General features: G+C 57.1%; 18 protein-coding genes and 2 pseudogenes. 8 read left to right on the forward strand and 12 right to left on the reverse strand.

What is annotated here, in order from left to right:
* The first annotated feature begins 180 nt into the window (after positions 1-180).
* Positions 181-1,005 (forward strand): DUF1206 domain-containing protein, encoded by an 825-nt coding sequence (locus HNQ72_RS22590; RefSeq protein WP_183995504.1) that lies wholly within the window; start codon positions 181-183, stop codon positions 1,003-1,005.
* A 370-nt stretch (positions 1,006-1,375) separates the two neighbouring features.
* Here the strand turns inward: HNQ72_RS22590 and HNQ72_RS22595 are convergent, their stop codons facing one another.
* From HNQ72_RS22595 to HNQ72_RS22615, 5 genes are all read right to left on the reverse strand, one after another.
* Positions 1,376-1,816: an MgtC/SapB family protein gene (locus tag HNQ72_RS22595; protein WP_183995686.1), complete on the reverse strand. Its 441-nt coding sequence runs from the start codon at positions 1,814-1,816 to the stop codon at positions 1,376-1,378.
* Between the two features lie 17 nt (positions 1,817-1,833).
* Complete coding sequence (locus HNQ72_RS22600; protein ID WP_183995506.1) at positions 1,834-2,436, reverse strand: DedA family protein; 603 nt, start codon at positions 2,434-2,436, stop codon at positions 1,834-1,836.
* A gap of 6 nt (positions 2,437-2,442) precedes the next feature.
* A complete protein-coding gene (locus HNQ72_RS22605) occupies positions 2,443-3,078 on the reverse strand; it encodes a glutathione S-transferase family protein (RefSeq protein ID WP_183995508.1) in 636 nt (211 codons plus the stop codon).
* 14 nt (positions 3,079-3,092) lie between these two features.
* Positions 3,093-3,575, reverse strand: coding sequence for a pyridoxamine 5'-phosphate oxidase family protein (locus HNQ72_RS22610; RefSeq protein ID WP_183995510.1), 483 nt, complete (start codon positions 3,573-3,575; stop codon positions 3,093-3,095).
* A gap of 104 nt (positions 3,576-3,679) precedes the next feature.
* The gene (locus HNQ72_RS22615; RefSeq protein ID WP_244654467.1) at positions 3,680-4,111 is read right to left on the reverse strand and encodes a GNAT family N-acetyltransferase; all 432 of its coding nucleotides are present in this window, start codon (positions 4,109-4,111) and stop codon (positions 3,680-3,682) included.
* 499 nt (positions 4,112-4,610) lie between these two features.
* Here HNQ72_RS22615 and HNQ72_RS22620 point away from each other — a divergent pair, with 499 nt between their 5' ends.
* Positions 4,611-5,027 (forward strand): hypothetical protein, encoded by a 417-nt coding sequence (locus tag HNQ72_RS22620; RefSeq protein ID WP_183995512.1) that lies wholly within the window; start codon positions 4,611-4,613, stop codon positions 5,025-5,027.
* Between the two features lie 41 nt (positions 5,028-5,068).
* On the forward strand, positions 5,069-5,269 hold the full coding sequence (locus tag HNQ72_RS22625; RefSeq protein ID WP_244654466.1) for a hypothetical protein: 201 nt from the start codon (positions 5,069-5,071) through the stop codon (positions 5,267-5,269).
* 320 nt (positions 5,270-5,589) lie between these two features.
* Here HNQ72_RS22625 and HNQ72_RS22630 read toward each other — a convergent pair whose 3' ends face one another.
* Positions 5,590-5,769, reverse strand: coding sequence for a hypothetical protein (locus HNQ72_RS22630; RefSeq protein ID WP_183995514.1), 180 nt, complete (start codon positions 5,767-5,769; stop codon positions 5,590-5,592).
* Between the two features lie 411 nt (positions 5,770-6,180).
* On the opposite strand from HNQ72_RS22630, the gene HNQ72_RS22635 reads away from it, so the two are divergent.
* Positions 6,181-6,468: a DUF982 domain-containing protein gene (locus tag HNQ72_RS22635; RefSeq protein ID WP_244654465.1), complete on the forward strand. Its 288-nt coding sequence runs from the start codon at positions 6,181-6,183 to the stop codon at positions 6,466-6,468.
* 536 nt (positions 6,469-7,004) lie between these two features.
* On the opposite strand, the gene HNQ72_RS22640 is transcribed toward HNQ72_RS22635, so the two are convergent.
* The 4 genes from HNQ72_RS22640 to HNQ72_RS22655 form a co-directional block, all read right to left on the reverse strand.
* A complete protein-coding gene (locus HNQ72_RS22640) occupies positions 7,005-10,262 on the reverse strand; it encodes an error-prone DNA polymerase (protein ID WP_183995693.1) in 3,258 nt (1,085 codons plus the stop codon).
* The gene (locus tag HNQ72_RS22645; RefSeq protein WP_183995516.1) at positions 10,259-11,770 is read right to left on the reverse strand and encodes a Y-family DNA polymerase; all 1,512 of its coding nucleotides are present in this window, start codon (positions 11,768-11,770) and stop codon (positions 10,259-10,261) included. Before HNQ72_RS22645 ends, HNQ72_RS22640 begins: the two co-directional genes overlap by 4 nt.
* Positions 11,691-12,467 carry an ImuA family protein gene (locus tag HNQ72_RS22650; protein ID WP_183995518.1) on the reverse strand — a complete coding sequence of 259 codons (777 nt, stop codon included), beginning with the start codon at positions 12,465-12,467 and terminating at the stop codon, positions 11,691-11,693. Before HNQ72_RS22650 ends, HNQ72_RS22645 begins: the two co-directional genes overlap by 80 nt.
* Before the next feature lie 313 nt (positions 12,468-12,780).
* Positions 12,781-12,984 (reverse strand): hypothetical protein, encoded by a 204-nt coding sequence (locus tag HNQ72_RS22655; protein WP_183995520.1) that lies wholly within the window; start codon positions 12,982-12,984, stop codon positions 12,781-12,783.
* Positions 12,985-13,204: 220 nt separating this feature from the next.
* On the opposite strand from HNQ72_RS22655, the gene HNQ72_RS22660 reads away from it, so the two are divergent.
* The 4 genes from HNQ72_RS22660 (at position 13,205) to dinB (ending at position 16,005) form a co-directional block, all read left to right on the forward strand.
* Positions 13,205-13,510, forward strand: coding sequence for a hypothetical protein (locus HNQ72_RS22660; protein WP_183995521.1), 306 nt, complete (start codon positions 13,205-13,207; stop codon positions 13,508-13,510).
* Between the two features lie 61 nt (positions 13,511-13,571).
* On the forward strand, positions 13,572-14,345 hold the full coding sequence (locus tag HNQ72_RS22665) for an SOS response-associated peptidase (protein ID WP_183995522.1): 774 nt from the start codon (positions 13,572-13,574) through the stop codon (positions 14,343-14,345).
* 334 nt (positions 14,346-14,679) lie between these two features.
* Positions 14,680-14,871, forward strand: coding sequence for a hypothetical protein (locus tag HNQ72_RS22670; protein ID WP_183995523.1), 192 nt, complete (start codon positions 14,680-14,682; stop codon positions 14,869-14,871).
* Between the two features lie 42 nt (positions 14,872-14,913).
* Positions 14,914-16,005 carry a DNA polymerase IV gene (gene dinB, locus HNQ72_RS22675; protein WP_244654464.1) on the forward strand — a complete coding sequence of 364 codons (1,092 nt, stop codon included), beginning with the start codon at positions 14,914-14,916 and terminating at the stop codon, positions 16,003-16,005.
* Between the two features lie 269 nt (positions 16,006-16,274).
* On the opposite strand, the pseudogene HNQ72_RS22680 reads toward dinB, so the two are convergent.
* Positions 16,275-16,608, reverse strand: a pseudogene (locus HNQ72_RS22680) (3'-5' exonuclease); the annotation flags it as partial.
* A gap of 17 nt (positions 16,609-16,625) precedes the next feature.
* Positions 16,626-17,345 (reverse strand): annotated as a pseudogene (locus HNQ72_RS31120) (prolyl oligopeptidase family serine peptidase); the annotation flags it as partial.
* Between the last annotated feature and the right edge of the window lie 14 nt (positions 17,346-17,359).

The raw sequence follows: 17,359 nt of genomic DNA on the forward strand, positions 1-17,359 counted from the left end.
TCTGCCGAGGGAGTGTCTTCCAGCGATGTCAGTTGGTCAACAAGGAGAACCCTATAGTTTGATGAAGCCTCAAGCACGGGATGAGGCAGACAATCAGGTCTCGATTTTAGCCGCGTCCCTTTTTGTGGCAACGACAGTCGTCCTTGCGCGTTGATGCCCCGAAGAAATCTGGAGGTGCAAATGCCTAGCGTAATTCGTTTCGAGCTCCTGGCAAAGTTGGGCTACGCCGCACGAGGCATTGTATTCCTACTGGTCGCGGTGCTCGCAGTGTTCTCGGGGGTAACTGGGGGCCAACCAGAAACAAAATCGGCGATCTCGACACTGCTGCAGCAACCCTTGGGACGCGTTTGGGTGGGATTAATCGGCTTTGGGTTACTCGGTTTTGTTGCTTGGCGATTGGCGCAATCGATTGCGGATGCGGATGGACAGGGCAATAGGGGTAAAGCGATAATCATCCGGGCTGCGCTCCTCGGAAGCGCTGTCACCTACCTCGGTCTTGCCGTCTACGCCCTTGGACACGCGTTAAATGCGAGTGGCGACAGCGGCGGATCGGGGGAAAAAGGGCTCGCCGAATGGGTAATGTCACAACCGTTTGGCTCGTATATCGCAATAGCAATAGGTATGGGCCTAATAGTAGGAGGCATTGTCACGGGAGCAAAAGGTGCTCTGCGCAAGTTCGAAAAATACGTCCGCATCCCGTACCGGAGCGGTCTCGTCAGCTACGTCTGCATGTACGGGCTCATCGCGCGAGGCGTGGTCTTCTCTGTGACAGGAGTACTATTTGCATATGCGGGTTTCAGTGTCGATCCAGACCAGGCCGGAGGGATCGCCGACGCGCTGGAGTGGCTACGAGGCATGCCGTTCGGCTCAGCGCTCTATCTTGTCATGGCAGTTGGATTAGCTGCTTTTGGAATCTACAATTTGGTCGCTGCGAGGTATCGCACCGTGAAAGGGCCAAAACTCGATGATGTAAAGCGAGCAGTATCCTTGAACAAAAACTGCTAGGTGGCATTGACCTTTGGAGCATCCTGTTCTTGGGAGGAGCAGAAAAGCATGAGTTCGTCGTCAGTTTTCAATGTGGATCAACTTAACGCGATCAGGGACGCTCATTTGGAGTGGTGCGCTGAGAATTCTGTCGACCCCAAGAGCCCGCTAGGGATAGAGGCGGCAGCCTTTCTAATTAGAGCGTTCGACGTTGATCATGACGACGTCGAGGGTCTTGTCGCGGCACTCGATCGCCATATCGAAGAACGTGGAAGCCATGTCCAGATCGGATCGACAAGGATACCGTCGACTGATGAATAGCGGTATCGGTCTGCAACCGTGCAGGTTCCGCTTTGTCGAAAATGCTGCTCCAGGACATCCGCGGTTATGACTACCCGCCATCATCAGGCTCGTCCTTGGCTGACTTGAAGCTCGCCATAATTCTCAGGGTAGCGAACGTCACGATGGAGAGGACGATTGCTGTATCATAGGCTCCCAGCCCGACCGCAGTCCCAATCGCACCGGTCGCCCATATACTGGCGGCAGTCGCCGTTCCTCTAGTCCCCAGCTTTCCGATAAGAATAGCTCCGCCGCCGATGAACCCGACCCCGTTGATTATCCCCTCGACAATACGGGCTGTCGCCTCGGCATTCCCAACTGTCACAGTTTCTGCAGCCTGGATGAAGCCGCAGGCAGCGATCGCCACGAGCGGGAATGTCCGCAACCCCGCGCTCCGCTCATTTTTTTCACGATCCCAGGCGATCGGTAGTGCCAGAAAATAGGCGACCAACAATGCGATCAAATGCGGGAGGATGTTGAGTTCTACTCCCATCGAAGCCAACAACTCGCTCACGTGCTCTCCTTTTTGAAGGTCACAACCCGGTAGATGTAGTAGCCGACCAATATGATGAGGACCGTGGTGGAGACCGGATCCACATAGTCCTGGATGGTGCTGTATGCCTGCCCCAGCAGATAGCCAGCCAACGCCAGTGCAGCCGTCCATAGAAGCGTACCGATCGAGGAAAAAAGAAGAAAGCGCCTCAATGGCATGTTGGCGACACCGGCGGGTACGGAAATGAGCGTCCGCACAGTAGGGATCAGCCTCCCGAGCATGACTGACGAATTTCCATGCCGCTTGAAGCGGTCAGAGGCAGCATCGACATCTGACGGCGACATCGTGAGCCAACGTCCGTGGTTTTCGGCAAGACGGCGCACTCCGTCATGCCCGAGCCGCCGTCCCAGATAATACCAAGGCAACGTCCCAAGAAGAGAGCCGACAGTTCCTGCGCCAATCACAACGAAGATATTCATGTCGCCGCGCGTGGCCAGGTAGCCGGCAAGCGGCATGATCAGTTCTGATGGGATAGGCGGGAAGACGTTTTCAAGGAACATGAGGAGCCCGATCCCGAACGGGCCAAGGCGCTGCATTATCGCTTGGACGAACGCTTCCATGAAAACCTACGTCGCAAAGGCGTATGGACCGCCCTTTTCTAACGCCGTAATGTAGGCAGGCCGAGCATGGATACGGTCCAGCCAGGCGGTCGTAAATGGTCGAGCGCTGCCCAACCTGCCTCGTGCTCGAGCCGCTTCAAGCGGAAAACTCATCATGATGTCGGCCGCGGTAATCCGTTCGCCTGCGAACCACTGCCGCGAAGCAAGCTGGCTTTCTACAAAGTCGAGATGCGTGTCCAGCATCGGCTGAACACGTTTTATCGCCGCTCGCCCCATTATCGGGATTTTGGACGCAACCAGCATGGCAAGCAGGATCGGCATTACCGAACCTTCGGCATAGTGGAGAAATTGACGATACAGGATTCGGTCACTTGCATGGTCTGGTCCGAGTCGGCCGTTTGCTCGCTCGACAAGATAGTCGCAGATTGCTCCCGTTTCCACGACAGCCGTCCTTTGCCCGTCCGCGCTTATATCTTCTAAAATCGGTGACTTGCCCAACGGATGAATGGCCTTCAGCTCTTTGGGCGCTGACATGTCGGAGTTCCGGCGATACCGCCGGATCTCGTAGTCGAGGCCAAGTTCTTCGAGCATCCAAACAATGCGCTGAGATCGGCTGTTATTGAGATGGTGGACAATCAGCATCCGCTTGGTCGGCCCTACATCTCGACCTTGGCTGTTTCGCCCATGTCCGGCCGAGAATTGCTGACTGCAGCCGCCGCCATCTTGATATAGCTTATGATGGTGCCCGGGCTATCCCAGTATTCGGCGAACGAGGGCGTTACCTTGAGGATCCTGATCGACGGATCATCGGCATTATCCCACCATGCCTTGGCAGGCGTCGCCCACAGATCGCGGATTTTTTCGCGGTCGTTCTGGATTTCAGCGGTGCCGGACACCGAGACATATTTCTGCCCCTTGGAGTCGGCGAATGCCAGGCAGACACTCGGATATCGCGCGATCTCCTCGTCCTTGTGGCTGGCCACATCTGTCAGGAAGTAGAAGGCATTGTCGATCCGCTCCGAATATGCCGACATGGGACGAGCGCGAAGGTCAGAACCGCTCTGGGTGGTTAGCATGCAAAAGCCGATCTTCTCAGCCAGGTCCCAAACCTTTGCCGCGTCGTCTTCGTCGTGTGCCATGATGTTCTCCTTGGTGACGCGAGAAAACGAAAGCTACGGACGAATGTTCCACACATTGAGCCACATTGGTGGCCTCGCTCGCGAGCGAATAAGTTGCCCCCGGCTCACCTCCTAACGAGATAGGACATTCCAACGGAGCGTGGCGCGGTCGGTTGGAATCCAAACTGCTCGTACAATCTGTTGGCAGGAACATCCGCGATCAGGCTCACGTAGGCGGATGTTGGCAGCACGCTCTCCACATACTCCATGATTGATGCCATGATCATTTTGCCAAGGCCCCGACCTTGATGCTCGGGATGGACAGCGATATCGGTCACCTGGAAGAAACACCCCCCATCGCCGATCAAACGTCCCATGCCGACCGCAGTTCCGTTGTAAGAAACGACGCTGCCGAAAATGGTTCCCTTCAAGCCGATCTCTGCGGCATCTCTTTCGAACGGCGTAAGGCCGGATATTTTGCGAAGACGCATGTAGTCTTCGATTTCGGGCGGCTGTTTCACAAGCGTGTAAGTGCTCCTGTCGTCGTCAACGGCCATCAAGTTCCTCGCGGGTGGAAGATCACTAGAGCACGAGTTCATAGCCGTTCATCCAGCTTTAAAGATAGCCCCGATCATCAGGTTGCCCGAACCGCAGATCCCAAGAACGGTGTTTCGATGATCTCAGCGGAGCGTTCCAGGTCCACGACGCCGACCTGCGTCCTCCGAAGGGGAGAAATGTTGAAACACCGCTAGCAATCTCGTATTTTCTTCGAGACACTCGTGGGGCCAAGTCTGGCCGGAGCGGCAAATGTGCTGCTCTGGCCGCTTCTCACGGAACGAAATCGCAAATGCGGTGTTCTTCCCGCGTCGCGAGAGTAGCCGCCGTCCCCCCGCATGAGTTTAAGTCCCCTCTCAAACTCACTCTCGCGACACCCATTCCCTCGGATCGCTTCTGTACTTCTATGTTGACTCAACGTCAAAACGGAACATAATAAGAACAAATGGAGCCGCTTGGCGGCAGTCGCTCCCTTGCCCGCGTAATCGCAACGGAGAAAAGATGTTCACGATAGGCGAGGTGTTTCCTCTCGAAGAGGAGCCTGATCCAGATCTGGTTGTGCAGATCGGCTGGAAGGCCGACCTTTATGATTTCGAATTCCTTGAAGCTGATATCTTGACGGATGAAGGGCCGACCGCCTCCTGGGTAGAGATCGCATTCAGTCGCCAGTTGGGCGGTGCTTTCGTTCTGTGGCGCAGCGGCGTGTCCGCACTGGAAGCTGCGAGGAGCGCCAGTTATGGCTGGATTGAAGGCAATGACGTTGTCTCAATCCCTCAAGGCATAGAGGCAAAGGCCAAAGCTTACGGCCCTACCCTGGACGGCTACTATTTCGACACGCTGGAATTCTACCGAATGTATCCTGGTGAGTTTGGCAGGGGGAATAGCATCCAGCCGATAGCAGATTGCCCAGCGACATGAGCCTGCCTTGCCTCAAGGACTACCACGCTAAGAAGATAGACATGTCCTGCAGTCGCTGCGACAGACATGGTATCTACGACCGTAAGGCGCTGGTGAAGAAATTCGGCGCAGCCATCAAGTTTGTCGAGTTGCGGCGCATTCTGGCGATTGGTTGTGATCGACGTGGCACGGATGGTTGTGAAGCCTGCTTTCCGTGCTTGCTGACAGCAAACATTCTGATCGAGGAACGCCATGAGCGATGAAGGACGAACCGTCCGCTCCGGGGGGCATCAGATCGTGGAGCATTACTGCGAATCCGACGGCTGCAACGAATGGGGATGCTATGGTTTTGAGGAAAGTCGTACCGTCACGCGCTGGTTCTGCTCCGAGCACCAGCCCCGCCTGTATCGCGGACTGCCTCGGCACGGTGAGGCAAGGCTCGCTGCGGCCGAGATCGCCGACATGCTAACGTGACCCTATAAGGCAGAAGTCTTGCGGGCTGACTTACTGATGTTGAAATCAAAGTAACTGGTTGCCGTTCATTGCGGTCACGGTCACGCCATCTACCTGAAGATGAGGGACATCAGATCACTGCGCGATCTTGCCGATCGGCATTGAGTGTCAGCACGCTCAGGAAACATCCTTCCATGAGGGTATCGACCATGCCGTAAGTGCGGGCTGGGCCGTGCGGGAAGCCATTGGCTCCCTTATCGATCGGGCCGAGAACCATATGCTGGCAACTCAGTCCCTCGAAGATGATCACGCAGTTTTAGTCGTGTTGCGCCGGAGGACATGACATCCTAGCGGTGAACCAAACTGTTCATGCGAAGTGATTATTCGCGTTACGAGGAACCTCGGATCGCGGGGATGGTTAGAAGCGCATGAGACATTTACGCTATCACCACATTCTGTCCACTTTCCTCGTCAGTCCAATAATCGTCGCGTTGGTCGCGGGCCTCCAATGGTGGATGACCGATCGATCGGGCAATGTCGATCAGAAGTCCAGTATTGCGGCTCCTCCTGCGTAAGTGATGGGGCCTTGCAGTGCGGGATGCAAGTCGCGTTTCTTGCTTCTTCCCTTTCAATGGCCGAGTTCAAAACCGCAGCAGCTTCCCATTCGTGGCACGGTTATTGCTCGGTAAACGTTTGATGAAGTGCACCAGGAGATTGTGTTTTGGAACGAGACAATTTGCACATTTTCAATCCGGTCATAGTCTCTCTCGGGGACGCACACGCTGATCTGACGATCAGTTCTGTAGAGGAAGCTGCCGAGGAGCTTTTAACAGAATGGCCCATCGACGACAGTGACCGCTATTATGAAGCAGTGAAGGCGTGTCTCGACTGCATCACCTCGGATGCTGATCCAGATTTTGCCCGCACCGCATTCGTTCAAGCCGCCGAAGAGGCTGGAATGTCGATCAAAGGCATAATTTCAGATATCGGTAGCTTTCAGGCTGTCTGACCAAACGCCGATGGCGTCCCGAAGCAATCCATGCCTCGTGACGTGAGAGGGAAGGACCAGCCTCCCAACTGAACCTTCCCGCACACGACCAGCCTGACAAGACGGCCACCGCACTCAATCGCCTTTGGCAAGAGCGCGGACCGAATATGATCGTGAGATCGATTTGAGAGCAAGCTTATACTACTGTCTGATACCGTACGGATCTGTGGATATGCGATAGGCCGAACAAATCAGCAGGCAGCGGCTCTTCACTCGCAATCGTCGCCCGACGATCAGATCGCCCTGCCCAACAGCACGCCGATATTCAATTTCAGCTGCACGTGAGCAACTGCTTTTCCGCGTAGCCTTCATACAAGCAAATTCTCGCGCTTCGCGATTTGCGTATTAGAGTTGCCGAGTCTCTTTATTCGGCAAGGCCGACGTACCGGATGGAATACTCCTCCCCGAGACGCTGCGTTTGACCGATGGCCTGCTCGAAGCACATAGTGAATAAGGTCCGGCATGATGTGCTCCAAAGATATAAACCCACGACCCCTTTATTGAAAATTCCGGCTCTTCACCTTCAAAGTGTCGATATGCAGATCCCTGACAAACATATCCCGCGGCTGCACGACCGGTTTGGGCCTGTCGCGCGGATCCGGCCCACCACCATGGGCAAACTCATCCCCTCGACCGGCCGGCAGCTTGAACTCCGTATCGCGGTCGGCAAGGGCTGAGAGATCACCGGACAGGTCGAACAACTGCTGCGCAACCAGATGAACGACCTCCCCTTCCCGCTGGATCTTTCCATTGATTGCCATCATCGATGAGCCGAGCACGACCCGGCGCCGCTTTTCGAACAGTGACGGCCAGACGACGATATTTGCCGGCCCCGTTTCATCCTCGATGGTGATGAACATGACGCCCTTGGCAGAACCCGGTTTCTGGCGCACCAGAACCAGGCCGGCGGTATAGACCGATCTGCCGTCACGTGCGCTCATAGCCTCGGAGCAGGTGACGATATTGCGTGCGTCTAAGTCCTTGCGCAGGAAGGCAATCGGATGCTGCCGCAAAGTCAGCCCGATATGGCTATAGTCCTGGATGACGTTATGGCCATCTGTCATCTGTCTCAGCTCGACACCGGGTTCAAGCTGCTCGGGCATCGCCTGCAGCGCGCGCTCGTCGGCCGCAGCAAACAGAGGTAGAGGCTCGTCACGCAAAGCCTTTATCGCCCAGAAGGCATCGCGACGTTCAAGCTCGAGCGAGGGCCGAAACGCGTCAGCCTCGGCAAGTTGCACCAATGCATCGGACGGAACGCCGGACCTCCGCCACATATCATCGACGGAGGCAAACTCGCCATTGCCTCTGGCGGCGACGATGCGGGCTGCATCGGCTGCTGCCATCCCTTTTACCCGCCGGAACCCCAGCCGGATCGCATGCCGGTCGGAATTGCCGATGCGCTCCAGGGTACAGTCCCATCTCGAATTGTTGACGCAGACCGGACGGATCTCGACCCCATGCGCTCTCGCATCTCCGACGATCTGGGCCGGCGCATAAAATCCCATGGGCTGCGAGTTGATCAGCGCGGCACAGAAGGCTTCCGGATAGTGTCGTTTGATGTAGTTCGAGGCATAGGCAATCAGCGCGAATGACGCCGCATGGCTTTCCGGAAAGCCGTAAGAGCCAAACCCTTCAAGCTGCGAAAACGTCTTTTCGGCAAATTCCGGCGTATAGCCGTTCTTCACCATGCCCGAGACCAGCTTGTCCTTGAAGCGGGAAACTCCTCCGGTGAACTTGAAGGTCGCCATGGATTTTCGCAACTGGTCGGCCTCGCCACCGGTAAATCCGGCGCAGACCATCGCCACCCGCATGGCGCTTTCCTGAAACAGCGGCACACCAAGCGTCTTGCCAAGCACGGCCTCAAGCTCCGGTGTCGGGTATTCGACCGGTTCCTTACCCTCACGGCGGCGCAGATAGGGGTGTACCATATCGCCCTGGATCGGACCGGGCCGTACGATTGCCACCTGGACCACAAGATCATAAAAGGTGCGCGGTTTCAGGCGGGGCAGCATCGCCATCTGGGCCCGACTTTCAATCTGGAACGTGCCGAGCGTGTCGGCACGCCTGATCATCGCATAGGTTGCCGGATCCTCCTGCGGGATTGTCGCCAGATCGATCGGCTCGTCCTTGTGTTCACGAATGAGTTCAAATGCCTTTGCCATGCAGGTCAGCATCCCGAGCGCCAGAACATCGACCTTCATGAACTTCAGCGCTTCGACATCGTCCTTGTCCCATTCGATAATCTGGCGGTCCTTCATTCTCGCCGGCTCGATCGGCACCAGATCGTCCAGCCGATCATGGGTCAGCACAAAGCCGCCGGGATGCTGGCCGAGATGGCGCGGCGCTCCCATCAACTGCTGGGCCAGTTTCAGGGTAAGCGCCAGGCGGCGATCTTCGGGATTGAGATTGAGTTCGCGGATGTTGCGGTCCGGCACTTCTTCCGACCAGGACCACATGCCAGACGACAAAGCCTTGATCACGTCTTCCGGCAATCCGAGAGCCTTGCCGACGTCGCGGATTGCACCCTTGGCCCGGTAGCGCGTGACGGTGGCGCACAGGGCAGCCTTTTCCCGCCCGTAGGTCTTGTAAATCCACTGGATGACCTCTTCGCGCCGCTCGTGCTCGAAATCGACATCGATATCCGGCGGCTCGTCGCGTTCCTGGGAGACAAAACGTTCGAACAGGAGATCGTTTGTTGACGGGTCGATCGAGGTAATGCCGAGAATGTAGCAGACGGCGCTGTTGGCGGCCGATCCCCGGCCCTGACAGAGAATGCCCTGACTGCGGGCATAACGCACGATCGAAAACACCGTCAGGAAGTAAGGAGCGTATTTCATCGTGCGGATAAGATCGAGCTCGTGGCGCACGGTCCTGATCACTTCAGGCGGAAGGCCTTCCGGATAGCGGTCGGGAACACATTGCCAGACATAATGCTCAAGCGATGCTTGGGCGTCCATTCCCGGCACGATCGCCTCCTCCGGATACTGGTAGCTCAACTCATCAAGCGAGAACTTGCATCGGTTGACGATCTCCATGGTCCGAGCGAGCGCTTCGGGATATCTTGGAAACAGCCGCTGCATTTCTTCCGGTGGCTTGAGAAAGCGGTCGGCATGCCGCTCACGCTCGAACCCGACATCGTCGATCGTCGTGTTGTTGCGAATGCAGGTGACGATATCCTGCAATTGCCGCCTGCCCGGCTCATGGAAAAGCACATCATTGGTGACAACGGTTTTGATCTTGAACCGCGTCGCCATATTGGAAATCTCATGCAGTCTCATCTGGTCGTTCGGCCGACGGCGCAAGCAGAGCGACACATAGGCCCGATTGCCAAAGACCTCTGAGACCTTGCGCAGTTGCACGGCGCATACCTCGTCAGCGAGATCAGGCACGAGGATGCCAATCATTCCATCTGAATACGCCACCACATCGTCCCAATGGAGGACGCAGTTGTTCTTGCCGCCGCGGGATTTTCCGAGCGTGATCAGCCGGGTCAGCCGCGAATAGGCGGCACGGTCCATTGGATAAACCAGGACCGACATTCCATCCTGCAGATCAAGCCGGCAGCCGACCACAAGACGCAATCCGGTTGCCCTTGATGCTTCCAACGCACGCACGATCCCTGCCAGGCTGTTGCGATCGACGACGCCGATGGCATCGATGCCGAGCTCAGTCGCTCTTGCGAACAGTTCATCGGCCGAGGATGCGCCGCGCAGGAAGGAAAAGTGGGTTGTGACCTGAAGCTCGGCATAGCTCATGCGAAGATCCCGTGGCAGAACCATCGGTGATCCCCGGTTTCGGGATCGACACCATCGCCGGCCCGAAAAATCCAGAGCCGCTCGCCGCTTTCATCCTCGATGACGAAATAGTCCCGCACTGCCTCCATCTCGGCATCGCGCTGCCACCACTCGCCGAAAATCCGCTCTGGCCCGTCGGCGCATTTGACCTTTCGGCGTTTGCCGCGCCAGGTAATCGAAGCTGGCGGGTGGTCAGGCATGAGGGCGATGGCGGTGATCGGCTCCGGTCGCGGCAGAAGCCGGACCGGCCGGCGCCAGTGGCCAACCCATGCAACGGTGAGCGGATCGGAGGCCGCGGCAATCCGCTGAACCGAGCGTTCAGGTACGTCTGATGCAACTGGGGCCATGCGATAGACCCGTTGGCCGCGATTGCCATAAACGTCGATCAAGGGAGTAACATCGGTGATCTCGTCCTCGATCAGCGACGAGACCTTCTGAACATCACTGAGCGGCTCTGCCATGACGGCGACGAGCGTCAATTTTTCGATGCCGAAACCGGGTTCGATCTTTTCCGTCCGATCCCGAAACAGTTTGGTCAGCCAGGCGACATCGCGAGCCGGTTTCGCGGTGCCTGCTCGAATGGCTTGCCTCGTGCCATCGACCTTTTCGACGATGAGATCGGCGCGACGGACACCGAGACCACGTTTCTGCAGTTCTTCGATCAATTGCACGACGAGGCGGCCGACATATTTGTTGATCGTTTCTGCCGCCCCGATCGGTTCGGCAAAAGCACGAGAAACCTCGATCAACTCTGGTGTGCGGATCGGATCGATCGGTTCGCCAATCCGGCCGAACATCTGGTCGAGCCGCCGGCCGATCTCCGGGCCGAAGCGCAGGGTCAGGGGAGCGCGGGGTGTGTTGGCAAGCTCACCGATGGCCTGAAAGCCGAGCGTGCGCAGATCACCGACGACCTTTTCCGGCAACCGCAGCAATGTGATCGGCAGTCTTTCCATCGCTGCAGCTGTCTTGGCCTTCGGTACGATGACCGTTTCACGGCTGATCGCCCGTGCGCAGGCATGGGCCGCGCCCCAGGTATCGGCGATCGCAACGCGCGCCGTCAGTTTTTTAGCCAGAAACTGATTGGCGATCTTGGTGATCATCGGCAATTCGCCGCCCTGTAGGTGGTCTGCGCCTTCGGTGTCGAGAACAATGCCATTGAGGCCATCGACCGCGACGATCGGGGAATATTGGGTCAAAGCCCAAAGCGTGATCCGCTCAAGTGCTGCTGCATCAAGATGAGGCTCGGCATCAACCATCATCAGCCCGCGAAACAGAGCCTGGGCCTTTGCCGCCGGCATGCCGACGCGAAGGCCGGATTTTCGCGCAGCTGCGTCCACCGAAGAGACCCAGCGTTTCGGCCCGCTTTTGGCGATCACGGCAATAGCCTGCTCAGCCGGAATGGACGGATCGTCGCGCCGGATCCGATCGGTCGGCAGATCCGGTAGATAGATCGATACGACCCTGCTCATCACACGCCCTCACGAGAAACTCAGCACACTCACCCGCTTTCACGCGCATCAACTCAAGAAACCACTTTGCCCGTCCGACTCCTGGCACCGGCAGTTCTTCCGACGGCATGACGCTCACCCTCCACCGTGTCGTCGAGGCCGTCGGTTGGCCAAAATCACTGGCCTCAGTCTGGCGTCGCCAGCGCCGGACCGCGAGCGCCATCGTGCCTGTGCGCTCAGCCGCAAGCTGCAGGCGCCGTGAACCGACCATCGGCAGGCGCACAAGTTCGCCGACGACTGCCCCAAGCCCCCCGAAGGAGAGTCCCTCCTCCATATTCGCCAGCACATCCTCCTCCTTGTCGGACTCGACAAAGATCACCCGGTCGGGATGAAGTCCGACCTGCGTCAGAGCCGGAAAGAAAAGGTCCGGTCGCGTCAGACACCAGACGATCGGCCCTTTGGTGCGCGCTGCGATGCCGGCGGCAAACAGTGCAGTTGCGGCTCCATCGACGGTCCCTGCACCACCACCGGCAAACTCATGAAGGGCGCCATGGCTGAGACCGCCACCGGGCAGAACCGCGTCGATCTCAGGGACACCGAATGCTAGACAGCCGGCTTTTCGGGTCGACGTGCCCTCCAGTGCCGAGATCCGCTCACGCAGATCGGCGATCACGTCTGAAGCACCATCTGACATCCCTGGAGCGCGGGCAGCAGTCATCGTTCACGGCTCCCTTCAAGGTCGTGTTGCCAGGCCGACATCATGTCGTGCAGAAGTATTCGTTCACTATCTGTTCTGATGGCGGAGAAGAGTCAAGCGGTGGAAGGCTAAGGAATATAATCCTGACATTAGGAATTCGAAAAATTCCCATAGGATTCAGAAATATAGCTCCACCGAAAAAATTTCGGAAACTTTCTCCGCCACCACTTTCCACGCGCGAGAGTTGCTTCGGTGCTTCGCGTCCATCCATGCGTGCTCGCCGATACGCCTGCAGCCACTGATGGAGCCGATATTATTATCGCCAGACGGATGGTCAGATAGCTATCGGCCCGATTATCCGCTTCAGGTCTGTCGGCGTGCGCACTCCGAAGAGCCACCAGTTTACCAGTTCCCGAGCAGCAGCCTCGGCTTCGGGGCCGCTGATGCCAAGCTGTTGTTCCTGGCACAGTTCATCGAGAACCCCGCGCAACATCGTCAGATCGTCGGAACCCAGCACATCAAACGACGAGAAAACCATATCCTTTGCCCCAGCCTAACTCATTTGTACTGAAGCGGACGTGAGTGCATAGATGCTAAATCTAGCAATCGTCGTTTGTATCCGCCCACATGTTCAATTCCCGGGGTGCTGCGTCATCATCGGTGGAGACATGGCCGGCTCGCGACGCTGGTAGAGTCTATGAATGGCGTTTAGAACTATCCTTGGCCAAGCTGCTGTTACTCTCGGATGGATCTGTTTTGTGTCACAGACAACGGACTTTGTTGCTGAGTTGATCTACGCTGCAAATACGATCGATGAGGTCACGCCGTTTGAGCGCAGACGGCTGCTGGAGAGGGGCATGGCGATCGTTGCAGCCCAGCGAGAGCTCCTGGAGCTGCGTGGCAATATTGTTCCGCTCCAACCGGATTTCATGCGGGAGATGGGCAGGCTGGCGGAGATCGCCGGTCGGAAGAATGGCATCTCGCTCCTGATCGGGTCAGGCATGCTCATGCTCGCAGATGAGATCCGAAGACTGCGCGTCCTCTCCAAGGCTGCCGAGGCCTAAGGTCTCCGCCTATTGAAACGATGCGGACATGCTGGTTCACTGCAGCCGAGGAGGAGCCGACATGTGCAACCTTTATCGCATGGAAGACAAGGACTGGGTCTCGCAGTGGGCTCAGGATGCCGAGCGGCTGATCAACCCGATGCCGGCCTATCAGATGAATCCGGATCAGATGGGGCCAATCCTTCGCAACACTGCCGACGGAGGCAAGCAGTTCGTCCACGCCCGATGGGGGCTACCCTCCCCGCGCTTTGCGCTTGAAAAGGCAGCAAAGACGAAAGCCGATAAACTCACCGCCAAAGGCAAGCCGGCCAACATCGAAGAATTGATCCGCATGGAAGCCGACCGCGGCACGACCAACGTTCGCAATCTCACATTCCCACACTGGAGGCGATGGTTCGGCATCGAGCATCGATGTATCGTTCCGGTCACCAGCTTTGCCGAGCCGGACCCGAAAGCCCAAGTGCCGGGCGGCAAGGTCCCGAATGCCTGGTTTGCGCGTGACGCGCAAAAGTCTTTGATGTTCTTTGCCGGCATCCACGTGCCGCAATGGCAAAGTGTCAGGAAGGTGAAGGACGGACTGACGACCGACGATCTCTATGGTTTCCTGACGACCGATCCGAATGCCTTGGTGAAACCGATCCACGATAAAGCGATGCCTGTCCTTCTCCTGACCCAAGAGGAAGTCGATGTCTGGATGCAAGCACCCTGGGATGAGGCAAAGGCGCTTGCCCGGGCACTACCGGCGGGTGCCCTGATCATCTCGTCGCGTGAGCCCTATGGGTCGTCGATCGTCGCAAAGGACGGAGAGCCGCTCGAGCAGCCAATGCTGCTCTGATCGTCGGTGCCGTATGAACTTGCCATGATTTGACTCTCACCGCGATTGTTCTTATTTTGTTCTTTTCAATGTGGAGAGGATATGGACATGAGCTGGCTCAAACTCGACCCTGCAAAATCGTCGATGTCGTGATTTCCATCTTGCTGTCCAGCATCACTATCTGGAACTGTTTCTACCGCATCTGGAAAGCTTCGACTGGGATATCGCTGCATTCTACCGGAGCCAGGAGGAGCCGCTGGTCTATTACTTTTCGCCGGGCGCCGCTGATCTGCTTTTCAGGTTCGGCAAGTTCTCTTACGAGCCATGTGGCCGGCCAGAATCCAACGCAGTTCAATTGCAGGTCGGGACCTCGCTTGCCTACGATACCGCCTGGGTGGAACTGCCCGATGAAACCCGTCCTTATCCGGAATTCGATCAGGAGCTCGCGGACGCCGAGGCCGATTACTGGGACACCGTCTGGGGGACGGGCGGCGAATGCGGACCGATCGAAGATGAGCATGATGATCGCCAGGAGCGTCGTGGGTGACGCCAGTGCTGACCAGCCGCTGAGATTGCATCGATGTACGCCATGATCTCTCCAGCCACCCGAAAGATTATCCACGTCGACATGGATGCCTTTTACGCGTCGGTGGAACAGCGGGATAATCCCGAGCTGCGCGGCAAGCCGCTTGCGGTCGGCGGTGCTGCCGCACGCGGCGTCGTTGCGGCTGCCAGTTATGAAGCACGGAAATTCGGTGTCCATTCTGCAATGCCTTCGGTCACGGCTGCACGAAAATGCCCTGAGCTGATTTTCGTAAAACCTCGCTTCGAGGTCTATCGTGCCGTCTCGCAGCAAATCCGGGAAATCTTTGCTGAATACACGCCACTGATCGAGCCGCTGTCGCTCGACGAAGCCTATCTCGACGTGACCGAAAATCTCAAAGATATGCCGATTGCGACCGAGATCGCGCTGGAGATCCGAGCGAAGATCAAGGCCGTCACCGGACTGAATGCGTCAGCCGGCATCTCCTACAACAAGTTTCTGGCCAAGATGGCGTCCGATCTCAACAAGCCGAACGGTCAGGCTGTCATCACACCGAAGAATGGCCCGGCCTTCGTCGAGGCGCTTGCGGTGAAAAAATTCCATGGTGTCGGGCCGGCCACGGCCGAGAAGATGCATAAACTCGGGATCGAGACAGGTGCAGACTTAAAAGCCCAGTCGCTGCAGTTCCTTACCCAGCATTTCGGAAAGTCAGGCCCTTACTTCTATGGCATCGCGCGTGGCACCGATGACCGCCAGGTTCGACCTGATCGAGTGCGGAAGTCGGTCGGCGCTGAAGACACGTTCAGCCGAGATATCGACGATCTCGACCGCGCAACGGGCGAGCTGAAACCGCTTGCAAACAAGGTCTGGACCTATTGCGAGGCCAAACGCATCTCCGGCAAAACCGTAACGGTGAAGATCAAATATTCGGATTTCACCCAGGCCACCAGAAGCCGAACTGGCGCCCTGCCCTTTTCGAGTGGCCAGGATGTTCTCGATGCAGCTTCGGAGCTGCTGAAAACGGTCTATCCGTTCAAGCGATCGGTGCGATTACTTGGGGTGACACTTTCATCGCTCACAGGCGCCCAAGATGATGATAACAGCCAGGAGCAGCCGGAACTGGATTTCAGCATGTAGGAGAAAACGAAAAAGCCTGCCGCGGGAGGAGGAGCGGCAGGCTTTTCGAAAAGAACCGAACAGCGACTGGGAGGAGGAGTGCCGCTGTTCACTCAGGCAACCTCGGGAGGAGGAGTGGGTCGCCTGAAATACGAAGCTCTGTGGGGGGAGGTACATCGCTTCGTTGGGATTGTTTATACAGCTTCCCGCAAAACGAGTTAGATGGCCCGCCGCAGTTCAGCCATGCGTCAAGCGCAGATCTCTAAAGCCGACTGCCTAATTTCGAACCGTTAGCCGCGAAACCGGTCGAAGGCTGTCAGGAACCTGGTCGGTGGGTACCGCTTCCGGATAGCGATAGATTTCGGTGCGCAGATAGTGAAGCTCGCCAGCCAGATCTGCCTCATCCACCTCGATCCAACAGGATTTGGGCCGCCCCTCGCTGCCGTCCGACCACCGATAACCGCGCGCCTTGAGGTGGTCCTTCAGATCAAACGGACTGTTTTCGGCAAAGATGCGGACGCGAGATTTCTGGCTGTTGCGATATAGCTCTGCAAATGGAGTGAGGGCATCACGATCAGTCTTTCGATCAAGCACTTCGAGCAGGGCGAAACAATCGTCGACCGCGCTCTAGCAAGCCTGGTCTGCCATTTCGTGTAGCCGGGGCCCTCACCTTCAAAGTAGCGCGTCACCACATTTCTTCCGGCACTGCGTAATGCGCTTTCGTATTGTCGCGTCTGCTCCACACTGACGATCGGATCGGATACCGACGCTGTCAGAAAAAAAGAGCCATGAGCCCCTTCGACCTGATCTAACGGTGAATATTCTAAAAGTGCTTCAGCGTCGGTACCGCTCGCCGCCCCGAAATATTGTTCTACCTTATCGGTAACCATCGCCCATGCCAGCGGATTGTTACGCATCTGAAATGGCAGATCCAGGACGGCGCAATCGATAATCGCGGCAGCAAACAAATCGGGGTCGCGACACATTGCGAGGGCCGCGATTGTACCGCCAAAGCTCACCCCCTGAATTACGATCCGGCCCGCCTCTGCTGCTCCGGCGCCGCGCATGAGTGTTGGCAGTGATCCTGTGCCACCCGTTGTTTCACCAGATCTTGCGCCAACGATAGGAGCCCTCGACCACGTGGAGTGAATCCGCTCATAGCCAGATGTCCCTGTCTTTGGTATTTGCCTCGATCCACGTCTAGCCTTCCTAACCGCTAGCAACTCGAAGCGATTGTTATTCATTCCCGGCTCGCAGCCACTCCTATCGAAGACTGAACTTCCGTCTACGAAGACAATGAATGCCCATCCTCCTCTCCATGATGCTGCGTTAAACGAGCCGTCGCTATAGATTTGAAGCATCTTTGACAGGTCAC

Source organism: Aliirhizobium wenxiniae (genome assembly GCF_014201355.1).
GTDB lineage: Bacteria > Pseudomonadota > Alphaproteobacteria > Rhizobiales > Rhizobiaceae > Neorhizobium > Neorhizobium wenxiniae.

Coding starts and splice junctions, on each gene's coding strand:
- HNQ72_RS22615 (WP_244654467.1), bottom strand. CDS start 4,111: ATGGCCGTTGACGACGACAGGAGCACTTACACGCTTGTGAAACAGCCG.
- HNQ72_RS22640 (WP_183995693.1), bottom strand. CDS start 10,262: ATGAGCTATGCCGAGCTTCAGGTCACAACCCACTTTTCCTTCCTGCGC.
- HNQ72_RS22655 (WP_183995520.1), bottom strand. CDS start 12,984: ATGGTTTTCTCGTCGTTTGATGTGCTGGGTTCCGACGATCTGACGATG.
- dinB (WP_244654464.1), top strand. CDS start 14,914: ATGATCTCTCCAGCCACCCGAAAGATTATCCACGTCGACATGGATGCC.
- HNQ72_RS22625 (WP_244654466.1), top strand. CDS start 5,069: ATGTCCTGCAGTCGCTGCGACAGACATGGTATCTACGACCGTAAGGCG.
- HNQ72_RS22595 (WP_183995686.1), bottom strand. CDS start 1,816: ATGGGAGTAGAACTCAACATCCTCCCGCATTTGATCGCATTGTTGGTC.
- HNQ72_RS22620 (WP_183995512.1), top strand. CDS start 4,611: ATGTTCACGATAGGCGAGGTGTTTCCTCTCGAAGAGGAGCCTGATCCA.
- HNQ72_RS22605 (WP_183995508.1), bottom strand. CDS start 3,078: ATGCTGATTGTCCACCATCTCAATAACAGCCGATCTCAGCGCATTGTT.
- HNQ72_RS22665 (WP_183995522.1), top strand. CDS start 13,572: ATGTGCAACCTTTATCGCATGGAAGACAAGGACTGGGTCTCGCAGTGG.
- HNQ72_RS22650 (WP_183995518.1), bottom strand. CDS start 12,467: ATGACTGCTGCCCGCGCTCCAGGGATGTCAGATGGTGCTTCAGACGTG.
- HNQ72_RS22590 (WP_183995504.1), top strand. CDS start 181: ATGCCTAGCGTAATTCGTTTCGAGCTCCTGGCAAAGTTGGGCTACGCC.
- HNQ72_RS22645 (WP_183995516.1), bottom strand. CDS start 11,770: ATGAGCAGGGTCGTATCGATCTATCTACCGGATCTGCCGACCGATCGG.
- HNQ72_RS22610 (WP_183995510.1), bottom strand. CDS start 3,575: ATGGCACACGACGAAGACGACGCGGCAAAGGTTTGGGACCTGGCTGAG.
- HNQ72_RS22600 (WP_183995506.1), bottom strand. CDS start 2,436: ATGGAAGCGTTCGTCCAAGCGATAATGCAGCGCCTTGGCCCGTTCGGG.